Consider the following 19,415-nt stretch of genomic DNA (forward strand, 5'->3'; position numbering starts at 1 on the left):
ATGACGGTGCTGTGGGGGACACCCCTCGCTCCCGGTGAGCCGGGCGCCGGAGCGCGGAGCGGTGGAGTCCGGAGCGGTGCGGTCCGGAGCCGGTGGCTGCCGAGGGCGGAACTGCTGCCGCTGCTCGCGACGGTGGTGCTGCTGGCCGCCCCGCTGCCCGCCGGGAGCGAGGCCGGCTCCGGGCGGCTCGCCCCGTCCGACCTCGCGTCGGCCGTGCTGGTGGTGTGGTGCCTGGTCCAGGTGGCGCGCGGAAGGACCCGGCCGCTGGGACCGGCCGCCGCGCTGGTCCTCGGGCTGCCGGTGGTGGCCGTGGCCGTCGCCGCCGTCACCGCCGCCGACCCGGTGGCCGCCCTGCCCGGGGTGGTGCGCTACCTCCAGGTCTTCGTGCTGGTGCCCGGCGCGGTGCTGCTGCTCCTGCGGGGCGCCCGGGACTTCCGGGCCGTCGCCGCCGCCCTCGCCCTCGTCGCGCTGGTGCAGGGCGCGATCGGCCTCCACCAGTACGCCACCGGCACCGGCGCCTCCTACATGGGCGCCGACATCCGCGCCGTCGGCACCTTCGGGCCCACCGACGTCATGGGCATGGCCACGGTGGTCGCCTACGGGCTGCTGGTGGCGCTCGCGCTCGCCCTCCGCCCACCCCCGGGCGCGCCCCGCTGGGTGCGGCCCGCCGCCGTCGCGGTCGCGGCCGGTCTCCTCGTACCGCTGGCGCTGTCGTTCAGCCGGGGCGCGTGGATCGCCACGGCGCTGGCCGCGCTGGTGATGATCGCGCTGACCGGGGCGCGGCAGGCCCTCAAGGCGGTCGCCGTGGTGACCGCCGCCGGTGTCGTCCTGGTCGGCGGCTTCGGGGTGGGCTCCGAGCTGATCTCCCAGCGGGTCAGCAGCATCACCCGGGTCGCGCAGGCCCCCGACCGCTCGGTGACCGACCGCTACACGATGTGGGCCGCCGCCGCGAGCATGTGGCGCGAGCAGCCGCTCACCGGGGTCGGCCTCAAGGGTTTTCCGGCCCACCGCGACGGCCACGCCACGATCGGCCTCTCCTCCGCCGGGGACACCGGGGGCGCGGGGCAGGCCTTCCGCCGCCAGCCGCTGCTGTCGCCGCACAACATGTATCTGCTGATCCTCAGCGAGCAGGGACTGATCGGCGTGACCGCGTTCGCCGGGTCCTGGGCCCTGATCCTCGCCGCCGGGGTGCGCCGGCTGCTGCGGGGCGCCGGCCGGAGGGGGGCGGAGTGCGGTCTCGCCGCCGTCGCGCTGATGCTCTGGCAGACGGTGGACTTCCTGTACGCGGACATCGGCGGGCCGTCGACGGTGCTCACCGGGGTGGTGCTGGGGCTCGCCGCCTGGTGGGGTCTGGCCGGGGCTCCCAGGGCTCCCGGGGCTCCCAGGGCTCCCAGGGCTCCCGGGGCTCCCGGGGCCGCCGGACGCGAGCGGGCGACCGCGCCGTGACGGAACCGGCGGGCGCCGGTGCGCGGCGGCGGCTGAGGCGGGCGGCGCGGGCCGCCGGCGGGCCGCTGCTCTCGGTGGGCCCGGCCCCGGAGGCGCGGGAGGACCGAGCGGACCCTGTGCACCCGGCGGACCCTGTGCACCCGGGGGACCCTGCGGACCCGGGGGCCGTACCGTCCGGGCCGCCGCACCCGCTGCCGATGCGCGGCCTCGGGGGGCGGCTCGCCGGCCGGGCGGGCGGGCCGGGGCCGGCGGAGGTACGAGGACCGGGCGCCTCCGGGCCCGAGGCCGCTCGGTCCGCCCCGGCGGCGGCCGGCTGCGCCGGCCCCGGAGGCGCGCGCGGCACCGGGCCGTGCCGGGAGCGGGAGTGCCGGCGGTGCGGAGCCGCGCGGCCGGCGGTGCCGGACGCGGTGACACCGGGTCAGGGGACCGGCGCTGTCGCCGTGGAGGTGGACATCCGGTCCGGGCCGGGCGGCGGGGCGGCCGGGGAGGCCGCCGGGGAGCGTCAGGCTCCGCACCGGCTCGGGAACGTCCTCGCCCGGGCCGCGGCCGTCACCGCCGGGCTGACCGTGGCCGGGGCGGTCCTCGGGCTCGTACGGGACCAGACCATCGCGAAGATCTACGGCGCGAGCACCGAGAGCGACGCCTTCCTCATCGCCTGGACCGTGCCCGAGATGGCCGCGACGCTCCTCATCGAGGACGCGATGGCGCTCCTGCTCGTCCCGGCGTTCAGCCACGCCCTCACCCGGCGCGCGGCCATGGCCGCGACGGCTTCCCCCGCGCCCAACGCGTCCTCGGCCTCCTCGGCACCCGGGGCCTCGGCGGCGGGTGGGGCGCCCGTCGCGTTGGCGGGGGACGCGGTGTCCTCGGCGTCCTCGGCGGGTGCGGCGTCCGTCGTGTTGGCGGGGGGCGCGGTGTCCTCGGCGTCCTCGGCGGGTGCGGCCTCCTCCGCCTCCTCGGCCTTGGCGGCGGGTGGGGCGTCCGTCGTGTCCGCACGCGATGCGGCTTCCCCGGCTTCCCCGGCCTCGGCCTCGGCTGGCTCCACCGCGTCCTCGGCGGCTGCCCCGCCCGCCTCCTCCGGCGCGGCTGCCCCGCCCGACGCGTCGCGTGCCGGGGGCGGCGACCCCGTACAGCAGCTGGTCGCCGCCACCCTGCCGCGTCTCCTCGCCGTCCTCACGGGCGTCACCGGTCTGCTGATCCTCTTCGCGCCCCAGTTCGTCTCCACCCTCGCCCCCGGCTTCGCCGATCCCGCCCTCGCGGTCGACTGCACCCGGCTCACCGCCCTCACCGTCCTCACTTACGGGATCGCCGGATACTTCAGCGCCGCGCTCCGCGCCCACGGCCGGTTCCTGCCGCCTGCCGGTGTCTACATCGCCTCCAACGTCGGCATCATCGCCACCACCCTGCTCCTGAACTCCCTCTGGGGTGTGCGCGCCGCCGCCACCGGGGTCGCCGTCGGCGGGCTGCTGATGGTCCTCACCCAACTGCCCGCCTTCCTGAGCCGGGTGAGCCGGGTGGGACGGGTGAGGCCGTCCCGGCGCACCGTCCCCCGGGCACCCCGCGCCGCCGCGACCTCCCTCGTCGGCTTCGCGGTCGTCGCGCCCATCGTCCTCTTCGCCGTCAGCCGGCAGTCCCAGGTCCTGGTGGAACGGTTCATCGCCTCCTCGCTCCCCGGCGGCGCGATCTCCCACCTCAACTACGCGCAGAAGGTCGCGCAGATGCCGATGGTGCTGTCGCTGATGTTCTGCACCGTCACCTTCCCCGTCATCGCCCGGGCGATGGCCGACGGCGACCACGAACGGGCCCGCCGCCGGGTCGAGAACGATCTCGTTCTCGCCGGGCTCGTGGTGCTGCTCGGGACCGCGCTCATCCTCGGCTGCGCCCACCAGATCGTGGAGGTCCTCTTCGAGCGCGGGGCCTTCGACGCCCACGACACCGCCACCACCGCATCCGTGATGCGGGTGTACGCCGCCGGGCTGATCGGCCACACCCTCGTCGGCGCGCTGGGCCGGCCGTTCTTCTCCACCGGCCGCCCCACCTGGTACCCGGCCGCGGCGATGGGCGCGGGTCTGCTGGTCACCGTCGCCGCCGGATGGGCCGCCGCCGGACCGTGGGGGGTGTACGGGATCGCCGCCGCCAACGCCGCCGGCATCTGCGCCACCGCCCTGCTGCTGCTCCACGGGCTCGGTTCGCGGGGCATCGCCATCGAGGTCCGCGCCATCAGCGCCGGCCTGGCCCGGCTCGCCGCCGCCGCGGCCGTCGCCGCGCTGGCCGGCCGGGTGGTCAGCGGCCTCATCCCCTCGCCGCTGCTCGGCCTGACGGCGGGTGTGCTGCTCGTGCCCGCCGTCTTCGCCGCCACCGGGCTCGCGCTCCGGGCCCCGGAAGTCGTCCATCTGCTGGCCCTCACCCGACAGAGGATTCGTCATGTCCGCTGACACGACCACCGCCACCGGCTCCACCGCCACCGGCTCCACCGCCACCGAAGCCACTGAAGCCGCCGCCACCCGCCCCGCCGCGCCCGCCGCCCCGCCGCCCTCCTGGCCGTGGATTCTGATGTACCACTCGGTGGCCGACCCGGCCGTCGACCCCTACGGCATCACCGTCGCGCCCGGCCGGCTCGACCTCCAGCTCACCCGCCTCCGCCGGCTCGGGCTCACCGGCGTCGGCGTGGCCACCCTGCTGCGGGCCCACGCCCGGGGGAGGGCCCGGGGGCTGGTCGGGCTCACCTTCGACGACGGTTACGCCGACTTCACCGAGGCCGCCCTGCCGGTGCTGCGCCGGCACGGGTGCGGTGCCACGCTGTTCGTCCTGCCCGGGAGGCTCGGCGGCGCGAATGTGTGGGACCCCGAGGGCCCGCGCAAACCGCTCCTCGACGAACAGGGGATTCGCGGCGCGGCGGAGGCGGGGGTCGAGATCGGCTCCCACGGGCTCTACCACGTCGATCTGACGGCCGTGGACGACGCCGTGCTGGACGAGGAGGCGGGGCGCAGCCGCGCCTGGCTGGAGCAGATCACCGGCACCGCGCCGGAGGGCTTCTGCTATCCGTACGGCACGGTCGACGGCCGGGTGGCGGACGCGGTGCGCGCCGCCGGGTACGGCTACGGCTGTGCGATCCGCCCGCCCGCCGCCCTGACCGGCCCGTACGCCCTGCCCCGTACGCACATCAGCCAGGCCGACCGCGCCGGGCGGCTGCGGCTCAAGCGGCTGCGGCACCGGCTGGGCGCGTGAGACGCCCGGTGCGGGCGCTCCAGGTGATCACCGGGCTCGGTGTGGGGGGCGCGGAGCAGCAGTTGCTGCTGCTGCTGCGCCATCTGCCGCTGGAGTGCGAGGTGGTGACCCTCACCAACCCGGGCCCGGTGGCGAGGGCGCTGCGCGCGGACGGGGTGCGGGTGCACCACCTCGGCATGGGCGGCAACCGGGACCTCGGGGCGCTGCCCCGGCTCACCGCGCTGATCCGGAGCGGGCGGTACGACCTGGTGCACACGCATCTGTACCGGGCGGGCGTGTACGGGCGGGTGGCGGCGCGGCTCGCGGGGGTCCGCGCCACCGTCTCGACGGAGCACTCGCTCGGCGCGGCCGAGATCGAGGGGCGTCCGCTGACCCGGCGGGTGCGCGCGCTGTATCTGGCGACGGAGCGGCTGGGCGCGGCGACGGTCGCGGTGTCGCCGACGGTGGCGGCGCGGCTGCGGGCCTGGGGGGTGCCGGACGAGCGGATTCACCTCGTGCCCAACGGGATCGACGCGGCCCGTTTCCGCTTCGACCCGGCGGTGCGCGCGGCCGTCCGCGCCTCACTGGGCATCGGGCCGGGGGAGTTCGTGGTGGCCGGGGTCGGCCGGCTGGTTTCCGGCAAGCGCTTCGACACCCTGATCCGCGCCGTCGCCGGGCTCCCCGGCACCCATCTCCTCCTCGCCGGTGACGGTCCCCGGCGCGCGTCCCTGGAGTCCCTCGCGGCCCGGCTCTCCATCGCCCACCGCGTGCACTTCCTGGGCGAGTGCGACGCGCCCCGCCGCGCTCCCGCGCCGGAGGGCCCGCCGCCCTTTCCCGAAGCCGCCGCCGGAGCCGCCGCCGGTCCCGGAGCCGGTCCCGGAGCCGGTCCCGGTCCCGCCGCCGGGCCCGTGCGCCCGCCCGGTCCGCCCGGTCCGCCGGGCCCCTCCCCACCCGCCGGCGGCGCCGGGGCCCCGGGCGCGTGGCGGGCGAGCGGAGTGCCCGGGGTGCTCTGCGCCGGTGACGTCTTCGTGTCGGCGTCCCGGGAGGAGGCCTTCGGACTCGCCGTCGTCGAGGCGCTCGCCGCCGGGCTGCCCGTCCTGCACGGCGCCTGCCCGGCCGTCGAGGATCTGCCGGCGGGCCAGGCGCCCGGGAGCCGGCGGATCGACGGGCCGCCCGAGGAACTGGCCGGAGCGCTGCGGCGGCTGCGGTCCGCCGGGGCGCGGCGGCTCGAAGCCCCGCCCGCCGTCCGGCACTACTCCATCGCGTCCAGCGGCGAGCGCCTCATGGAGGTCTATGAGCGCGTCCTCGCCGGCCCCTCCCACCCCACGACCGAGAGAGCACGCTCATGACCGACTCGCCCGAATCCGCCGCCCCCGCCCCCGCCTCCCGGGGGCGGATCAGAAGGTTCGTCACCCGGCTCGCCGCCCCCCTGCGCTGGTGGCCACTGCCCGTCTGCGCCCTCGCCGGGGCCGGTGCCGGCGCCGCCTACGGGCTGCTCGCCACCCCTCAGTACTCCGCCACCAGCTATGTCGTCGCCGTCCCGGCGAAGGACACCCAGCCCGGCGCCGCCCTCGGCTTCGCCCAGGCGTACGGGCGCATCGCCACCAGCGAATCCACCATCGCGTACGCCCGGGTCGCCGCGGGAGTCCCCGCCGGGGTGCTGCGCTCCCGGGTGCGGACCGAGACCTCCCCCGACTCCCCGATGATCGCGATCACCGGGACCTCGCACCGCCCCACCGAGGCCGCCGACATCGCCAACGCGGTCGCGGACGCCGTCTTCGTGAGCAGCAACCAGGTCGCCAAGAGCACCGGCGTGCAGCTGGTCAGCTTCTCCCAGGCCATCCCGCCCGCCCACCCCGCCTCGCCCTCCCCGCGCATCGCCACCGCCGTCGGCGGCTGCGCGGGCGGACTCCTGGGCGGTCTCGCGCTGCTGGTCAGGCCCCGGCGGCGGCCCCGGGCCGCCGTCGCCGCCGTGCCCGCACCGGCCGGGGCGGGCGACGCCGTCGAGCGGGAGCGGGTCTGATGGGGCGAGCGCCGGCGGGGGTGACCGTCACGCTCTGCCGCGACCCCCGCGCCTTCGCCCGGCTGCGCCCCGAATGGGACGACCTCCGGCGCCGCTGCTCCACCGCCACCCCCTTCCAGAGCCATGCCTGGCTCGACTCCTGGTGGCTCTCGTACGGCACGGACGGCCGGCTGCGGACCCTTCTCGTCCGTCTGGACGGGCGGCTGATCGGGGCCGCCCCGCTGATGCTCGTCCACCGCCCGATGCCGCTCCTCGTGCTCCTCGGCGGCACCGTCTCCGACTACGGCGACATCCTCCTGGACGACGACCACCGCGGCCGGGCGGTCGCCGCCCTGGAGCGCGGACTGCGGCGCGCCGCCCGGCGCACCGTGGTCGACCTGCGCGAGGTGCGCCCCGGGGCCGCCGCCGAGCTGCTGTACGAGAGCTGGCGCGGCGGCCGGCGGCGGCTGGCCGACTCGGTCTGTCTGGAGCTGCCCGCCGCCCCCATGGACGGACTGGTCCAGCGGCTGCCCGCGCACCGCGCCCAGCGGGTCCGCGCCAAGCTGCGCCGGATCGACTCGCTGAAGATCGAGGACCGTACGGTGACCGGCCAGGAGGTTCCCGAGGCCATGGCGCATCTGCTGCGGCTGCACGAACTCCAGTGGCGGGGCCGGGGGGTCACCGTCGAGCATCTGCGGCCCCGGTTCGCCGAGCACCTGGCGCGCGCCACCCGCCGGATGGTGCGCGACGGCGAGGCGGATCTCACCGAGTACCGCCACGACGGCGAGGTCGTGGCGGCCAGTGTGGCGCTCTTCTCCGGAGCGCTGGCCGGGGGATATCTCTACGGGGCCGACCCGGGGCTGCGGGAGCGGCGGATCGATGTCGCCACGATGCTGCTCCGGCACGACGCCGACGCCGCCGCCTCGGCCGGGCGGCGGGTGCTGAGCATGCTGCGGGGCGACGAGCCGTACAAACGCCATTGGCGGCCCGAACCGGTCACCAATCAGCGGCTGCTGATGGCCCCGCCGGCGCTGGCGCCCCTGCTCCGGCTGCACGCCGCACGGGTGACCTGGCGCGCCCGCGCGGCGGGGGCGGTGCACACCCGCTTCCCCGCCGCGCAGGAGTGGCGCGCCCGGCTCAACGACTGGCGGGCGGCCAGGAGGTCCTGAGCCTCAGGACGCGCTCCGGTCGCCGGACCCGGACGGGCCGAAGGGCCAGCCGGTGGGCCAGGGGATCGTCACGCAGTACTTCCGCTGCGGGACCCAGGCGGTGACCCAGCTCCCGAGGTTCACCGGGACGCACCACTCACGGGAGTTGAGCCGGGGCACGGTGGCCGGCACCGGCGCGGGTGCCGGCACCGGCGCCGCCGTCCCGGCCGGTGCCCCGGGCGTCCGGGTGGGAGCGGGTGTCGGACCGGCGGGGCTGGGCGTTGGTGCGGGTGCGGGCGTCTGCGCGGCTGTCGGTGTCGGTGTCGGTGTCGGCGTGGGTGTCGGTGTGGCGCTCGGGACGGGGAGCGGTACCGGCGCCACGGGAGGCGCGGTGACGACGGACGGGCCGGGCACCGGCGACGGTACGGAGGGTACGGAGGGTACGGAGGGTACGGAGGGCATGGGCGGTGTGGTCGGTGTGGCGGGCGCCTGTGGCGTGGGCACCGCCGTGGGCACCGCCGTGGGCGTCGGCACCGGGGTCGGTGCCGGGACGGCCGGGGGTGTGGGGAGGGCCGGTGGTGTCGGCACCGCGGGGCCCGGCTTCGCGGAGAACACCGAATGGAAGACCTTCGACGACTTGGGGTTGTCATCGCACTGCCAGACACCGTGCGGACAGTAATCCGTGATGGTTTGATACAGCGGCCGGTAGCGCTCGATCCAGTCGAGCATCCCCCGCATGTATTCCGGGTTGTCCCCGTTCCGGAACAGCCCCCACTCCGGGTACGAGATCGGTTTGTTGTGCGCCGCTGCGAATTCCACCTGGTGCCGGAGACCGTACGGAGCGTTTGCCTGCTCATCGAACGTCCGCCCCGGCGCCTGGTCGTACGAATCCATTCCGATGATGTCCACGGTCCGGTCACCCGGGTAGCACTCGGTCCAGGCAATCGCGTCGATCCCCCGGTTCGGTGCGAAGTCGAACCGGAAACCCTGCCCCGGAACGGAACGCATCGCTGTGACAATACGATTCCAGTACGCCTTCCAGGCCCGGGGGTCGGGGCCGCAGCGATGGGTGTAGGTCGTGCCGTTCATCTCCCAGCCGAGCACGATCACCGTGTCCGGCACCCCCAGCTCCACCAGCCGGTTCGCCAGCGTCCTGAAGTGCTGATCGAACCGCCCCGCCGCGCCCGCCCGCAGCAGCCGCGCGACCTCGTGGTCGGGGACGCGGTCCTCGTTCCGCTCCAGCATGGGCACGTTGAGCACCAGCATCCGGCCCTCCGCGCCGCGCCGCCAGCGCGCCCAGTCCTCCAGAAAGCCGGGGCCGCCCTCGATATTGCTCCACCGGTCGCCCGGCAGATAGGTGTGCCCGACTCTCAGCTCCGTACCGCCGAGCCAGCGCGAGAGCTGATCCATCCGCCAGACGCCGGACGGTCCGTAGTCGAGATAGGCGCCCATCGCGACCGACGAGACACCGGTCGGCGGGGGTGACGCCTCGTCGGCGCGCGCGACGCCCGCCGTCCGTTCTCCGAATACTCCCGCGGAAACCAGCAGACTGGCGGCAACCGTCCCGATACAGGTTCCGGTGAACCGGCGCCGACGGGTCATGGCTCCTCCTCAAGAAAGCAGTGCGTGCTGTCCGGGCCGAGAAAGCCGTTGAGAAACACGGCGTACCCGACCGTAGACAGAAAGTCCTACTTATGTGCCGATTGACATCCCGTCAGCGCGCCATTCGCGAGAACGGGCCGGTTGTTCAGGACCATCCAGGTGAAAGTTGTGACGCTGATGCCCCCCTTCGACACCGGAGCCGCGCCCGAAGTGCCGTACGAAACCGGGAATACCGCCGGAGCCCCTTTCGACCCCCGGGTGCCCGCCCTGGTGCTCCGGCTCGACCCCAATCCCTTTCACCACGGCACCCTCGGCGCCGTGCGGTCCCTCGGGCGGGCCGGTGTCGATGTGCACGCCGTGGTCGAGTCGGCCCGCAGCCCCGTCGCCCGCTCCCGCTTTCTGCGCCGGGCGCACCCGGTCCCGCCGGGGCCCGTGGGGCCCGAGGAGTTGGTGGCGCTGCTGCGGCGGATCTCGGAGCGGATCGGCCGGCGCGCGGTGCTGATCGCCATGGACGACCTCGGCGCGATCCACACCGCCGCCCACGCCGCCCGCCTCACCGACCGCTTCCACCTCCCCGACCAGCCCCCCGGGCTGCCGCGCCGCCTCGCCGACAAGGCCGAACTCGCCGGGCTCTGCGCCGAGGCGGGCATCGCGCACCCGACGACCGTGGTCCCCGAGGGTCCCGGGGAGGCGGCCGACGCGGTACGGAGCCTGGGGCTGCCGCTGGTGGCGAAGTGGAGCCACCCGTGGCTGCTGCCCCCGGCCGCCGGGCTGCGCAGCACGACCCTGGTGCGCTCCCCGGCCGCCGCCCGGGCCCTCTGCGAACAGGCGGGGGCGGCGGGCAGCCGACTGCTGCTCCAGCGGTACATCCCCGACGCGCCGGACACGGACTGGTTCTTCCACGGCTGCTTCGGCGCGGGCGGCCCGGACGGGCCCGTCCGGCTGCTCGGCGGCTCCGGGCGCAAGGAGCTGTCCTGGCCGGTGCGGACCGGCCTCACCGCGAAGGGCCGCTGGCAGCCCAACCCCGAGGTGGAGGCCGCCGCGATGCGGCTGGTGGCGCATGTCGGCTACCGGGGCATCCTCGATCTCGACTTCCGCCACGACCGCTCCACCGGCACCTATCAGCTCCTCGACGCCAACCCCCGGCCCGGGGCGCAGTTCCGGCTCTTCACGGACCCCGACGGGCTCGACGCCGTACGCGCCCTCTACCGCGATCTCACCGGGCAGCGGGCCGTCCAGCGCGAGGGCGGCGCGGGGCGGGTCTTCGTCGCCGAGAACTACGCGCTGCTCTCGGCGCTCGCCTCGCTCCGTGAGCCCCCGGGGCCGCCCGCGCCTCCCGCGTCCCGAGGGCCGGCCGCGCGGCGGGACAGCGCCGGTTCCGCCCCGGCGCTGGAGACCGCCTGGTACGCGGCCGACGACCCGAGGCCACTGCTCTCCATGACCCGCGCCTGGCTCGGCCGGGGGGCCGTCAAGGCGGTCGCCCGGCTGCGGTCCGCGTCCGCTCCCGCTCCCGTACCCGCTCCCGCTCCCGTACCCGCCCCGTCCACCTCTCAGCGAGAAGGAACCCCATGTACGACATCGCAGTGATCGGCGCAGGCCCCTATGGGCTCTCCATCGCGGCCCACGCCGCCGCGGCGGGGATGAGTCTGAAGGTCTTCGGGCGGGCCATGGCGTCCTGGCGCGACCACATGCCCGAGGGCATGTACCTCAAGTCGGAGCCCTGGTCGTCCAATCTCTCCGACCCGTCCGGCGCGCACACGCTGAGGGACTTCGGCGAGGAGCACGGCTTCGACGCGGCGCACGGCACCCCGCTGCCGATCGCCGCGTTCACCGAGTACGGCATGTGGTTCGCGGAGCACGCCGTTCCGGCGGTCGACGAGCGGACCGTGACCCTGGTGGCCCCGGTGGGCGACGGCTTCCGGGTGGAGACCGCCGACGGCGAGCGCGTCCGGGCCCGGACGGTGGTCCTCGCGGTGGGCGTGATGCCCTTCGTCAACCTGCCCGGGCAGCTCGCCGGGCTGCCCGCGCCCCATGTCTCCCACAGCAGCGGCCACCGGGACCTCAGCGGCTTCCGCGACCAGGACGTCACCGTGCTCGGCGCGGGCCAGGCGGCGCTGGAGACGGCGACCCTCCTGGCCGAACAGGGCGCCAGGCCCCGGCTGGTCGCCCGCCGCTCCCGGCTGAACTGGAACACCCCGCCCGAACCCCTCCAGCGCGGGCTGCTGCGCTCGCTGCGGACCCCGCACAGCGGGCTCGGCACCGGCTGGACGAGCTGGGTCTGGTCCGAGACCCCCTGGGCGGTACGCCAACTGCCCGCGGCCACCCGGGAGCAGATCGCCCGCACGGCGCTCGGCCCGGCGGGGGCGTGGTGGCTCAGGGAGCGGTACGAGCGCCGGGTGCCGGCGCTGCTGGGGCACGGGCTGCGGAGTGCGGAGGTCCGGGGGGAGCGGGTGCTGCTGACGCTGCGGGCGCCCGACGGGAGCGCCGTGCCGGTGGAGACCGATCATGTGCTCGCCGCGACCGGCTTCACCCCGGATCTGGACCGGCTCGATCTGCTGGACACCGCGCTGCGGAGGGCGGTGGGGACGGTCGGGGGCGGGCGGGCGCCCGAGCTGACGGCGGGGTTCGAGTCGTCCTGCCCGGGGTTGTTCTTCGCGGGGTTGCTGACGGCGCCGTCGTTCGGGCCGGCGATGCGGTTCGTGCACGGTGCGAGCTTCACCGCGCAGCGGCTGGTGGCGGGGGTGCGCCGCCGCCTCCGCGACCGCCCGCCGGTCCGCCTCCCCCGCCCGGCCGAGCCATCCCTCCCCCCACGCCAGCCGGCCCGCGACCGCTGATCGCCTCGCCGGCGGGGCAGCACTCTTTCGGCCTCGCCGGTGAGCCGGCACTCGTCCGGCCCGACGGCGGGGCAGTACTCCTCCGGCTCCGTCGGCGGGCCGGGACTCCTCCGGCTCCGTCGGCGGAGCAGTACTCCTCCGGCCTCGCCCGCGGGCCGGCACTCCTTTGGCCCCGCCGGTGAGCCGGCACTCGTCCGGCCCCGCCGGCGTGGGAGCCGCACCATTTCGGCCTCTCCGGCGATGGGGGCCGCAGCCGCACCACCTCAGCCCCTCCGGCGCGTGAGGCGCCATCCTCAGCCCCTCCGGCGCGTGAGGCACCAAGCCCTTCCGGTGTTGGAGCCGCGCCACTTCAGCCCCTCCGGAGACCTGAGCAACCCAGCCCCTCCGGCGTTTGAGGAGCGGGGGTTCGGGGGCCGGCCCCCGACCCGGGCCCGCAGGATGCGGGGACCTGTGGACCGGGGTCCGTCCTCAAGCGCCGGACGGGCTGGAGACGCACAGGCCCGGGCTCTCGTGGACCGGGTCCGTCCTCAAGCTCCCCCAGAGCCGCCTCTGGGAGGCGCCCCCAGACGGGCCTGGGGCTGCCCGGGCCGCCCGTGGCGCGGGGCCGTCCTGAGCGCCGGACGGCCGGGTGGGTCCGACGGGCCGGGTGCGGGCCCTCCGGGGGACTTGGGGCGCGACACGGGCCCCACAGCGACCCCTTCCCCGGCCGAGCCGGTGATGATACGGAAAACGGTCTGCCGAAGGGGACCCATGCGTCACATGGCCTCCACCCTCCTGCTGTCGGCACTGGCACTCACCACCACCACCTCCTGCCAGAACCCCTTCGACAGCCCGCCCCACCCCCCCACCGACCACAAGCCCCGCCCCGCCATTCCCACCCCCGCCCCCGCGTGGTTCGGCGACTCGGTCGACCTCACCGGCCGGGGCTTCGGCGAGCACCTCCGCGTCTCCGTGCTCGGCCAGGTGGACCCCGCCGTCGCCACCCGCGCCGCCGAAGGGCCGGGAAGCGGCAAGCGGTGGTTCGGCGCCGATGTCTCCCTCCTCAACATCGGCGGCAGGCCCTACGACACCACCGGCGCCCGCGCCTGGGCCGTCGACGAGACGGGAAAACGCTATTCCCCGGTCACCACCGGAAGGCTCACCACCGGCGCCCCGCTGACATGGAACACGCTCGCGGTTGGCGAACAGAAACAGGGCTGGCTGGTATTCGAAGTGCCCGAGCGGTCAAGGATCGTACGGCTCCACACAGCCCTCGGAAACCACACCTCCGTCTGGCAGCTCCGCTTTCCCCCATCCAGGTGAACGCGGTCCCCGCACAAGCCGCACCGGGCATTAGGGTGCCGACCCATGACCCTTGCGAATTCCGCACGTTCCACCGTTCAGCGCAGCCATCTGGGCACCGTCTCCATGCTCGCCTGGACCGGTGACCCGGCCGGCGGCCACGACATGCCGTATCTGCTGGTGTACTCCCTCGGCGACGGGGAGGCGGGCCCCGAGGGCGGCACCGCGGCCCTGACGGCGCTGATCGAGGACGCCGGGCTGACGATCTCCGGGCTCACCGACGCCACCGCGGCGTCCTTCAACTCCCCGGTCCGGCTGCTGGTCGAGGGCGGCCGGGCCGTCCTCAACATGCCGGGGCTGAGCGCCCAGTGCCCCGCCCCGCCCGAGTGGCTCGCCGCCGCCGACGCACGCGGCCACGTCCATCTCCTCCTCGGCACCCGCCCCTGGCCCGAGGCGGTCCCGGGCGAGCCCGTCACCGAGGACGTCCTCCGGGCCCACCTCGGCGACGAGGAGACCCTGATGGCGGCGGCCCACGCCCTGCTGCCGGTGAGCAGGCTCCGCGGCTAACCGGCGGCGGTGTCGAAGGCGAAGGGCAGGGCCCGGACCCGGTTGTCGAAACTGGAGTCCACCAGTTCGGCCGCGCCCACCGCCCGCAGCCCGCGCGGGCGCGTGAGCAGTTCGGCGAAGAGGGCTTTCATCTCCTGGCGGGCCAGATGGGCGCCCAGACAGTAATGCGGGCCGCCGCCCCCGTACCCCAGATGCGGATTGGGGTCGCGGGTGATGTCGAAATCATCGGCGTTCTCGAACACGGCCGCGTCGCGATTGGCGGAGGCGTAGAAGAGCACCACCTTCTCGCCGGGGCGGAAAATCCTTCCGCCCAGCTCGCATTCGGCCACCACCGTGCGGCGGAACTGAATGATCGGCGTCGAATGGCGCACGATCTCCTCCACCGCGCCGTCCGCGTACCGGTCGAAGTCCGATTCCAGCAGGGCGCGCTGGGCGGGGTGCTCGGTGAGCAGAGCGAGGCCGTGGGCGATGGCGTTGCGGGTGGTCTCCACGCCGGCGACCAGGAGCAGGGAGAAGAAGGCGCCGAGTTCGCGCGCGTTGAGCGCCGACCCGTCGACATCGGCGCACACCAGTGCGGAGATCAGATCGTCGGCGGGGCGGCGGCGGCGCTCCCGGGCCAGCCGCGCCATCACCAGCTGGAGATGGGCGAGGGCCCGCAGCCCGCGTCCGGGGACGCGGACCCGGCGGCGTCCCACCCCGACGTTCTCGGAGGCCTCGTCGATCCGCCGGGCGATGTCCGCCCGGTGGTGGGCGGGGATGCCCATCAGATCGCAGATGATCTCGAAGGGCATCCGGGAGGCGATCGCCGGTACGAAGTCCCCGGGGCGGTCGCGGATCATCTCGTCCACGATCCGCCGCGCCACGGAGTGGATGTTCTGCTCGGCCGTCGCCAGCAGGCGCGGGGTGAAGGCGCGGGCGACGATCGCGCGCAGCCCGGCGTGTTCGGGGCCGTCCATGTTGACCATCGAGTTCCCGAAGACGGCCTTCGCCCAGGGGGCGGGCTCCGGGGTGGTGACGCCCGGGGCGCTCGCGAAGTGCCGGGGGGAGCGGCTGGCCTCGCGTACGTCGGCGTGCTTCACCAGCGCGTAGAAGCCCGGGCCGGGCCCGAAGCGGAGGGGGGTGCCGAGGGAGCGGAGGTGGGCGAAGGCGGAGAGGCGGTCGGGGCGGGGGAGGCGCCAGAAGGCGGGGTTGGCGAGGTCGGGCGGGACGGTCATGGGGGCTGCCTCCTGAGGGGGCGTGTGCCGGAGGGCCGGAGGGCCCATGCTGGCCCACGTGCCAGGGGGAGCCCGGCTGAACACGACCCCGCCTCCCCCGGATTCACCCCACCGCCGGGCATCCGCGAACGCCCCCCGGACCAAGCAATTCAGCCCGTCCGGGGGCACCTCCCGGAGGCAGCTCTGGGGGGTGCCAGGACGGGCCCCGGGGCCCAGGCCGCCGCACCCCCGCGAGGCCCGGTCAAGGGCGGGCGGGCCCATGGCTCACGCCCACCCCCATTGCTGCGGACAGGCGACATCCGCACCCGTTCCCCCTCCCCACTCGTTACCCGGGGAGCAGCACTCTCCGAACCCGCGCCCCCGAACTCCCCGCGCCGGAGGCCCGTTGTCGTGCGGACACTCCTCCGGACAGGACGGAACGAACCATGCGCATCCCCACCCGCCCGCTCACCCGGCGCACCGCCCTGCGGGCGCTCTTCACCGCCGGGGTGGTCGCGGGCACCGCAGGAGCTCTCGCGCCGGTGCTCGTGGGGCGGCGGGCCCCGGCGGGGCCCTTTCGCCGGGCGCCCGGGCCCGGGCGGGATCTGGAGCGGTTCGCGGAGATGTACCGGGGGCGGCACATCCAGGGCGGCGAGACCGTCATCGTCCCCGCCGGAGGAACCCCGGCCGGCGCGCCCCCGGCCGACGGGGTGCCGAGCGTCGAGGTCCGGATCGACGGGCGGCCGCTCCACGTGATGCGCCGGGCCGACGGCAGCTATCTCAGCTCCGTCAACCACTACGAATCCTTCCCCACCCTGCGCGAGGTGGCCCGGGCCGCCGTGGACGACCTGGGCGGCGCCCGTCTCGCGCCGCACCCCGCCCACTGACGACCGAGGAGCCGCACCCGTGCACACCCGCAAGAACCAGCGGAATCTGACGGCCGAGGAGAAGCGGCGGCTGGTCGGGGCGCTGCTGGAGCTGAAGCGTTCGGGGCAGTACGACGAATTCGTCCGGATGCACGACGCCTTCTACGTCCCCGACGGCCAGAACCGGCCGAGGGCGGCCCATATGACCCCCTCCTTCTTCCCCTGGCACCGGCGCTATCTCCTGGAGTTCGAGCGGGCGCTCCAGCGGATCGACCCCGATGTCACCGTCCCGTACTGGGACTGGACCGCCGACCGCGCGCCCGGTGCCTCCCTCTGGGCGGACGACTTCCTCGGCGGCACCGGCAGGTTCGGCGACCGTCAGGTGATGACCGGCCCCTTCGCGTACCGGAACGGGAACTGGCGGATCACCTCCCGGATCACCGACGGCAAGTATCTGACCCGCGATCTCGGCCGCCCCTCCGACCCGGTCCACCTGCCCACCGCCGGCGAGGTCCGCCGGGCCCTCGCCGACCCCGTCTACGACACCGCCCCCTGGGACTCCACCGCGCGCACCGGCTTCCGCAACAGCATCGAGGGCTGGAGCGCCGGGGGCGAGGAGCGCTGGCGCAACCACAACCGTGTGCACCGCTGGGTGGGCGGGCTGATGCTGGGCGCCACCTCGCCCAACGACCCCGTCTTCTGGCTCCACCACGCCTTCATCGATCTGCTGTGGGACCGCTGGCAGCGCGCCCATCCGCGCTCCGGCTATCTGCCGCGCACCCCGCCGGCCGGCTCCGACCCTCAGGCCGGGCGGGTCTTCGCCCTCCACGATCCGCTGCCGCCGTGGGAGGTGCGCCCGGCCGAACTGCTCGACCACTCCCGCGTCTACCGGTACGTGTGACGCCCGGTACGCAGAACCGCGGCCTCCCCCGCGGAAGCGGGGGGGAGGCCGCGGTGCTCGGGGAGGTGCGGTGGATCAGTGGCCGTACGCGCTGCCCTCGGAGGCGTTGACGCAGGTGTTGCCGAACGTCGGGTTCAGCAGCGCGATGATGTTCACGGTGTTGCCGCAGACGTTGACCGGGATGTGGACGGGGACCTGCACCAGGTTGCCCGACAGCACACCGGGGGAGTGGGTGGCAGCGCCGTGCGCTCCCGCGTCGGCGGTGGCCATACCGGCGCCGCCGACCAGGAGGGCGCCCGAGCCGGCGACGACGGCAGCGGCCTTGGCGAAACGCGACATCAGTTCTCCTTGCAGTTCTTCAGAACAGCGGCCACAGGGCCTGCGGCCTTCACGCTCCTTCAACGCCGCAGGCCGTGGGCGGTAACGGATGATCGCCAAAGTGACCGCCCATGCCGTAGTGGCACACGTGTCGGAACGTGACCAGCCGCCCCTCCCGGGCGTTGCACAGCGCATGATCCAGTACAAGAAGGCCGCCGCCGTCGCGGCCGCCGCCTGTGCCCTGGCCGTCTCCGCCGCCGGTGCGGCCCAGGCCGCCACCGCCCACCAGCCCGCCGCCAAGCCCTCGGCCACCGAGGTCGACCGCAATCTGCTCAAGCCGCCGCCGGGGGGCGCGCTCGCGCCCGTGACCGACATCGTCGGCAAGATCGTCCCCGGCGGGGTCTCCGGCGGCCTCCCCTCCTGATCCCCGTACGGCCTATCCGCGCGGTGTGCGGCGGACGGAGCGGCCCGCCAGGACCTCCGTCCGCACCCCGTCCTCGATCACGAACCGCCCATCGATCAGCACGTGCGGGATGCCCGTGGGCAGCGTGCGCGGGGCCGCGAAGGTCGAGCCCGCGGCGACCGTCTCCGGGTCGAAGAGCACCAGGTCCGCCCGGTGTCCCTCCCGGACGACCCCCCGGTCGGCGAGCCCGAGCCGGGCCGCCGGGCGGGAGGTGAGATGGGCGACCGTCTCCTCCAGGGAGAGGATGCCCAGCTCGCGCGCGTACCGGCCCAGATAGTGCGGGAAGGTGCCGTACGCGCGCGGGTGCGGCTTTTCGCCCTGGAGGATGCCGTCGCTGCCCCCGGTGTGCACCCGGTGGCGCATGATCGCCCGGACGTTCTCCTCGTGGCCGACGTGCTGGAGGATCGTGGAGCCGAGCCGGTCCTCGATCAGCAGCCGCCGCGCGGTCACCCAGGGCGCCTCCCCGCGCTCCCGCGCCGACTGCTCGACGGTGCGGCCGACATGGGCGGCGAGCGCCGGATCGGTCACCCCGGAGATCTCGATCGTCTCCCACTCCACCGGCACCCCGTGGCAGCCGTCCGAGCCGGTCACCTCCAGATCGTGGCGGATGCGCTCGGCGGTCGGCCCGTCCGCCAGCCGCGCCAGCAGCGCGTCGGGCCCGCCCTCGGCGGCCCAGCCCGGCAGGATCGCGGCCAGCGTGGTGGAGCCCGGGGTGTACGGATAGGTGTCGAGCGAGATGTCGGCCCCGGCCGCCAGCGCCGTGTCCAGCAGCTCCAGCAGATCGCCCGCCCTGCCCTTGTTGACGCCGAAGTTCATCGTGGCGTGGGCCAGGTGCAGTGCGCAGCCGGCCTCCCGGGTGAGGGTCACCATCTCCTCGTACGCCTGGAGGGCCCCGGCCCCGTACGAGCGGTGGTGCGGGCAGTAGAAGCCGCCGTAGGAGGCCACCACCCGGCACAGCTCGGTCAGCTCCGCGTCCTTCGCGTACATCCCCGGGGTGTAGGTCAGCCCCGAGGACATCCCGACCGCGCCCTGCTCCATGCCCTCGGCGACGAGCTGCCGCATCCGGTTCAGCTCGGCCTCGCCGGCGGGGCGGTCGTCCCAGCCCACCGCGTACATCCGGACGGTGCCCTGCGGGATCAGATACGCGGCGTTGACCGCGATGCCCCGGTCGAGGCGGTCCAGGTACTCGCCGACGGTGCGCCAGTCGAAGTCCACGGAGTCGTCACCGGGCCCGCCGCCGTTCCAGCCGCCGATGGCCCGGCGCACCTCGTCGAGGGTGCGGTCGTCCACCGGCGCGTACGACAGCCCGTCCTGGCCGAGGACCTCCAGCGTCACCCCCTGGGCGGTCTTCGCCAGGTGCTCGGGGTCGCGCAGCAGGGCGAGATCGCTGTGGGCGTGCATGTCGATGAAGCCGGGGGAGAGGGCGAGCCCCGCGGCGTCGAGGGTGCGGGTGCCGTCGAGCGCCGGCTCGCCCGCGCGGCGGATCGCGGCGATCCGCCCGGCGCGGACGCCGACATCGGCCCGGAAGGAGGGGCCGCCGGTGCCGTCGATGACCCGGGCGGCCCGGATGACGAGATCCATGGTGCGAGA

At 75.3% G+C, this 19,415-nt stretch carries 17 protein-coding genes; 13 read left to right on the top strand and 4 right to left on the bottom strand.

Annotated features, from left to right (window positions below; translation table 11 throughout):
- The 6 genes from ABT122_RS07770 to ABT122_RS07795 all read left to right on the top strand — a co-directional run bounded on the left by ABT122_RS07770 (position 1) and on the right by ABT122_RS07795 (position 7,821).
- Positions 1-1,446, top strand: coding sequence for an O-antigen ligase family protein (locus ABT122_RS07770; RefSeq protein ID WP_351546963.1), 1,446 nt, complete (start codon positions 1-3; stop codon positions 1,444-1,446).
- Between the two features lie 671 nt (positions 1,447-2,117).
- Entirely contained in the window at positions 2,118-3,878 is a 1,761-nt protein-coding gene (locus ABT122_RS07775; protein ID WP_502976114.1) for a lipid II flippase MurJ, read from the top strand.
- Positions 3,868-4,671, top strand: a complete 804-nt coding sequence (locus ABT122_RS07780; protein WP_502976111.1) for a polysaccharide deacetylase family protein — start codon at positions 3,868-3,870, stop codon at positions 4,669-4,671. Before ABT122_RS07775 ends, ABT122_RS07780 begins: the two co-directional genes overlap by 11 nt.
- Before the next feature lie 8 nt (positions 4,672-4,679).
- On the top strand, positions 4,680-5,999 hold the full coding sequence (locus ABT122_RS07785) for a glycosyltransferase (RefSeq protein WP_351547138.1): 1,320 nt from the start codon (positions 4,680-4,682) through the stop codon (positions 5,997-5,999).
- A complete protein-coding gene (locus ABT122_RS07790) occupies positions 5,996-6,673 on the top strand; it encodes a YveK family protein (protein ID WP_351546970.1) in 678 nt (225 codons plus the stop codon). The genes ABT122_RS07785 and ABT122_RS07790 overlap by 4 nt, the downstream gene beginning before the upstream one ends.
- Positions 6,673-7,821, top strand: a complete 1,149-nt coding sequence (locus ABT122_RS07795) for a GNAT family N-acetyltransferase (RefSeq protein WP_351546973.1) — start codon at positions 6,673-6,675, stop codon at positions 7,819-7,821. Before ABT122_RS07790 ends, ABT122_RS07795 begins: the two co-directional genes overlap by 1 nt.
- Positions 7,822-7,824: 3 nt before the next feature.
- On the opposite strand, the gene ABT122_RS07800 is transcribed toward ABT122_RS07795, so the two are convergent.
- Positions 7,825-9,402: a glycoside hydrolase family 26 protein gene (locus ABT122_RS07800; RefSeq protein WP_351546976.1), complete on the bottom strand. Its 1,578-nt coding sequence runs from the start codon at positions 9,400-9,402 to the stop codon at positions 7,825-7,827.
- Positions 9,403-9,579: 177 nt separating this feature from the next.
- On the opposite strand from ABT122_RS07800, the gene ABT122_RS07805 reads away from it, so the two are divergent.
- The 4 genes from ABT122_RS07805 to ABT122_RS07820 all read left to right on the top strand — a co-directional run bounded on the left by ABT122_RS07805 (position 9,580) and on the right by ABT122_RS07820 (position 14,084).
- Positions 9,580-10,989 carry a carboxylate--amine ligase gene (locus ABT122_RS07805; RefSeq protein WP_351547141.1) on the top strand — a complete coding sequence of 470 codons (1,410 nt, stop codon included), beginning with the start codon at positions 9,580-9,582 and terminating at the stop codon, positions 10,987-10,989.
- On the top strand, positions 10,971-12,236 hold the full coding sequence (locus tag ABT122_RS07810; protein WP_351546979.1) for an NAD(P)-binding domain-containing protein: 1,266 nt from the start codon (positions 10,971-10,973) through the stop codon (positions 12,234-12,236). The genes ABT122_RS07805 and ABT122_RS07810 overlap by 19 nt, the downstream gene beginning before the upstream one ends.
- A 759-nt stretch (positions 12,237-12,995) precedes the next feature.
- Positions 12,996-13,538 (top strand): DUF4352 domain-containing protein, encoded by a 543-nt coding sequence (locus ABT122_RS07815; protein WP_351546982.1) that lies wholly within the window; start codon positions 12,996-12,998, stop codon positions 13,536-13,538.
- 45 nt (positions 13,539-13,583) lie between these two features.
- Entirely contained in the window at positions 13,584-14,084 is a 501-nt protein-coding gene (locus ABT122_RS07820) for a DUF5949 family protein (RefSeq protein ID WP_351546985.1), read from the top strand.
- Here the strand turns inward: ABT122_RS07820 and ABT122_RS07825 are convergent.
- Entirely contained in the window at positions 14,081-15,298 is a 1,218-nt protein-coding gene (locus tag ABT122_RS07825) for a cytochrome P450 (RefSeq protein ID WP_351546988.1), read from the bottom strand. The two genes, ABT122_RS07820 and ABT122_RS07825, sit on opposite strands and share 4 nt — an antisense overlap.
- A 425-nt stretch (positions 15,299-15,723) precedes the next feature.
- Between ABT122_RS07825 and ABT122_RS07830 the strand changes: the two genes are divergently transcribed.
- Entirely contained in the window at positions 15,724-16,164 is a 441-nt protein-coding gene (locus tag ABT122_RS07830) for a tyrosinase family oxidase copper chaperone (protein WP_351546991.1), read from the top strand.
- Between the two features lie 19 nt (positions 16,165-16,183).
- Positions 16,184-17,044 (top strand): tyrosinase family protein, encoded by an 861-nt coding sequence (locus ABT122_RS07835; protein ID WP_351546994.1) that lies wholly within the window; start codon positions 16,184-16,186, stop codon positions 17,042-17,044.
- A 75-nt stretch (positions 17,045-17,119) separates the two neighbouring features.
- On the opposite strand, the gene ABT122_RS07840 is transcribed toward ABT122_RS07835, so the two are convergent.
- On the bottom strand, positions 17,120-17,383 hold the full coding sequence (locus tag ABT122_RS07840) for a chaplin (RefSeq protein WP_351546996.1): 264 nt from the start codon (positions 17,381-17,383) through the stop codon (positions 17,120-17,122).
- Between the two features lie 172 nt (positions 17,384-17,555).
- On the opposite strand from ABT122_RS07840, the gene ABT122_RS07845 reads away from it, so the two are divergent.
- Positions 17,556-17,786 (top strand): hypothetical protein, encoded by a 231-nt coding sequence (locus ABT122_RS07845; RefSeq protein WP_351546998.1) that lies wholly within the window; start codon positions 17,556-17,558, stop codon positions 17,784-17,786.
- 12 nt (positions 17,787-17,798) lie between these two features.
- On the opposite strand, the gene ABT122_RS07850 is transcribed toward ABT122_RS07845, so the two are convergent.
- Entirely contained in the window at positions 17,799-19,406 is a 1,608-nt protein-coding gene (locus ABT122_RS07850) for an N-acyl-D-amino-acid deacylase family protein (protein ID WP_351547001.1), read from the bottom strand.
- Positions 19,407-19,415: the final 9 nt, after the last annotated feature.

The sequence above is a fragment of the Streptomyces sp. NPDC001985 genome (assembly GCF_040296845.1).
In the GTDB taxonomy this organism is placed as follows: domain Bacteria; phylum Actinomycetota; class Actinomycetes; order Streptomycetales; family Streptomycetaceae; genus Streptomyces.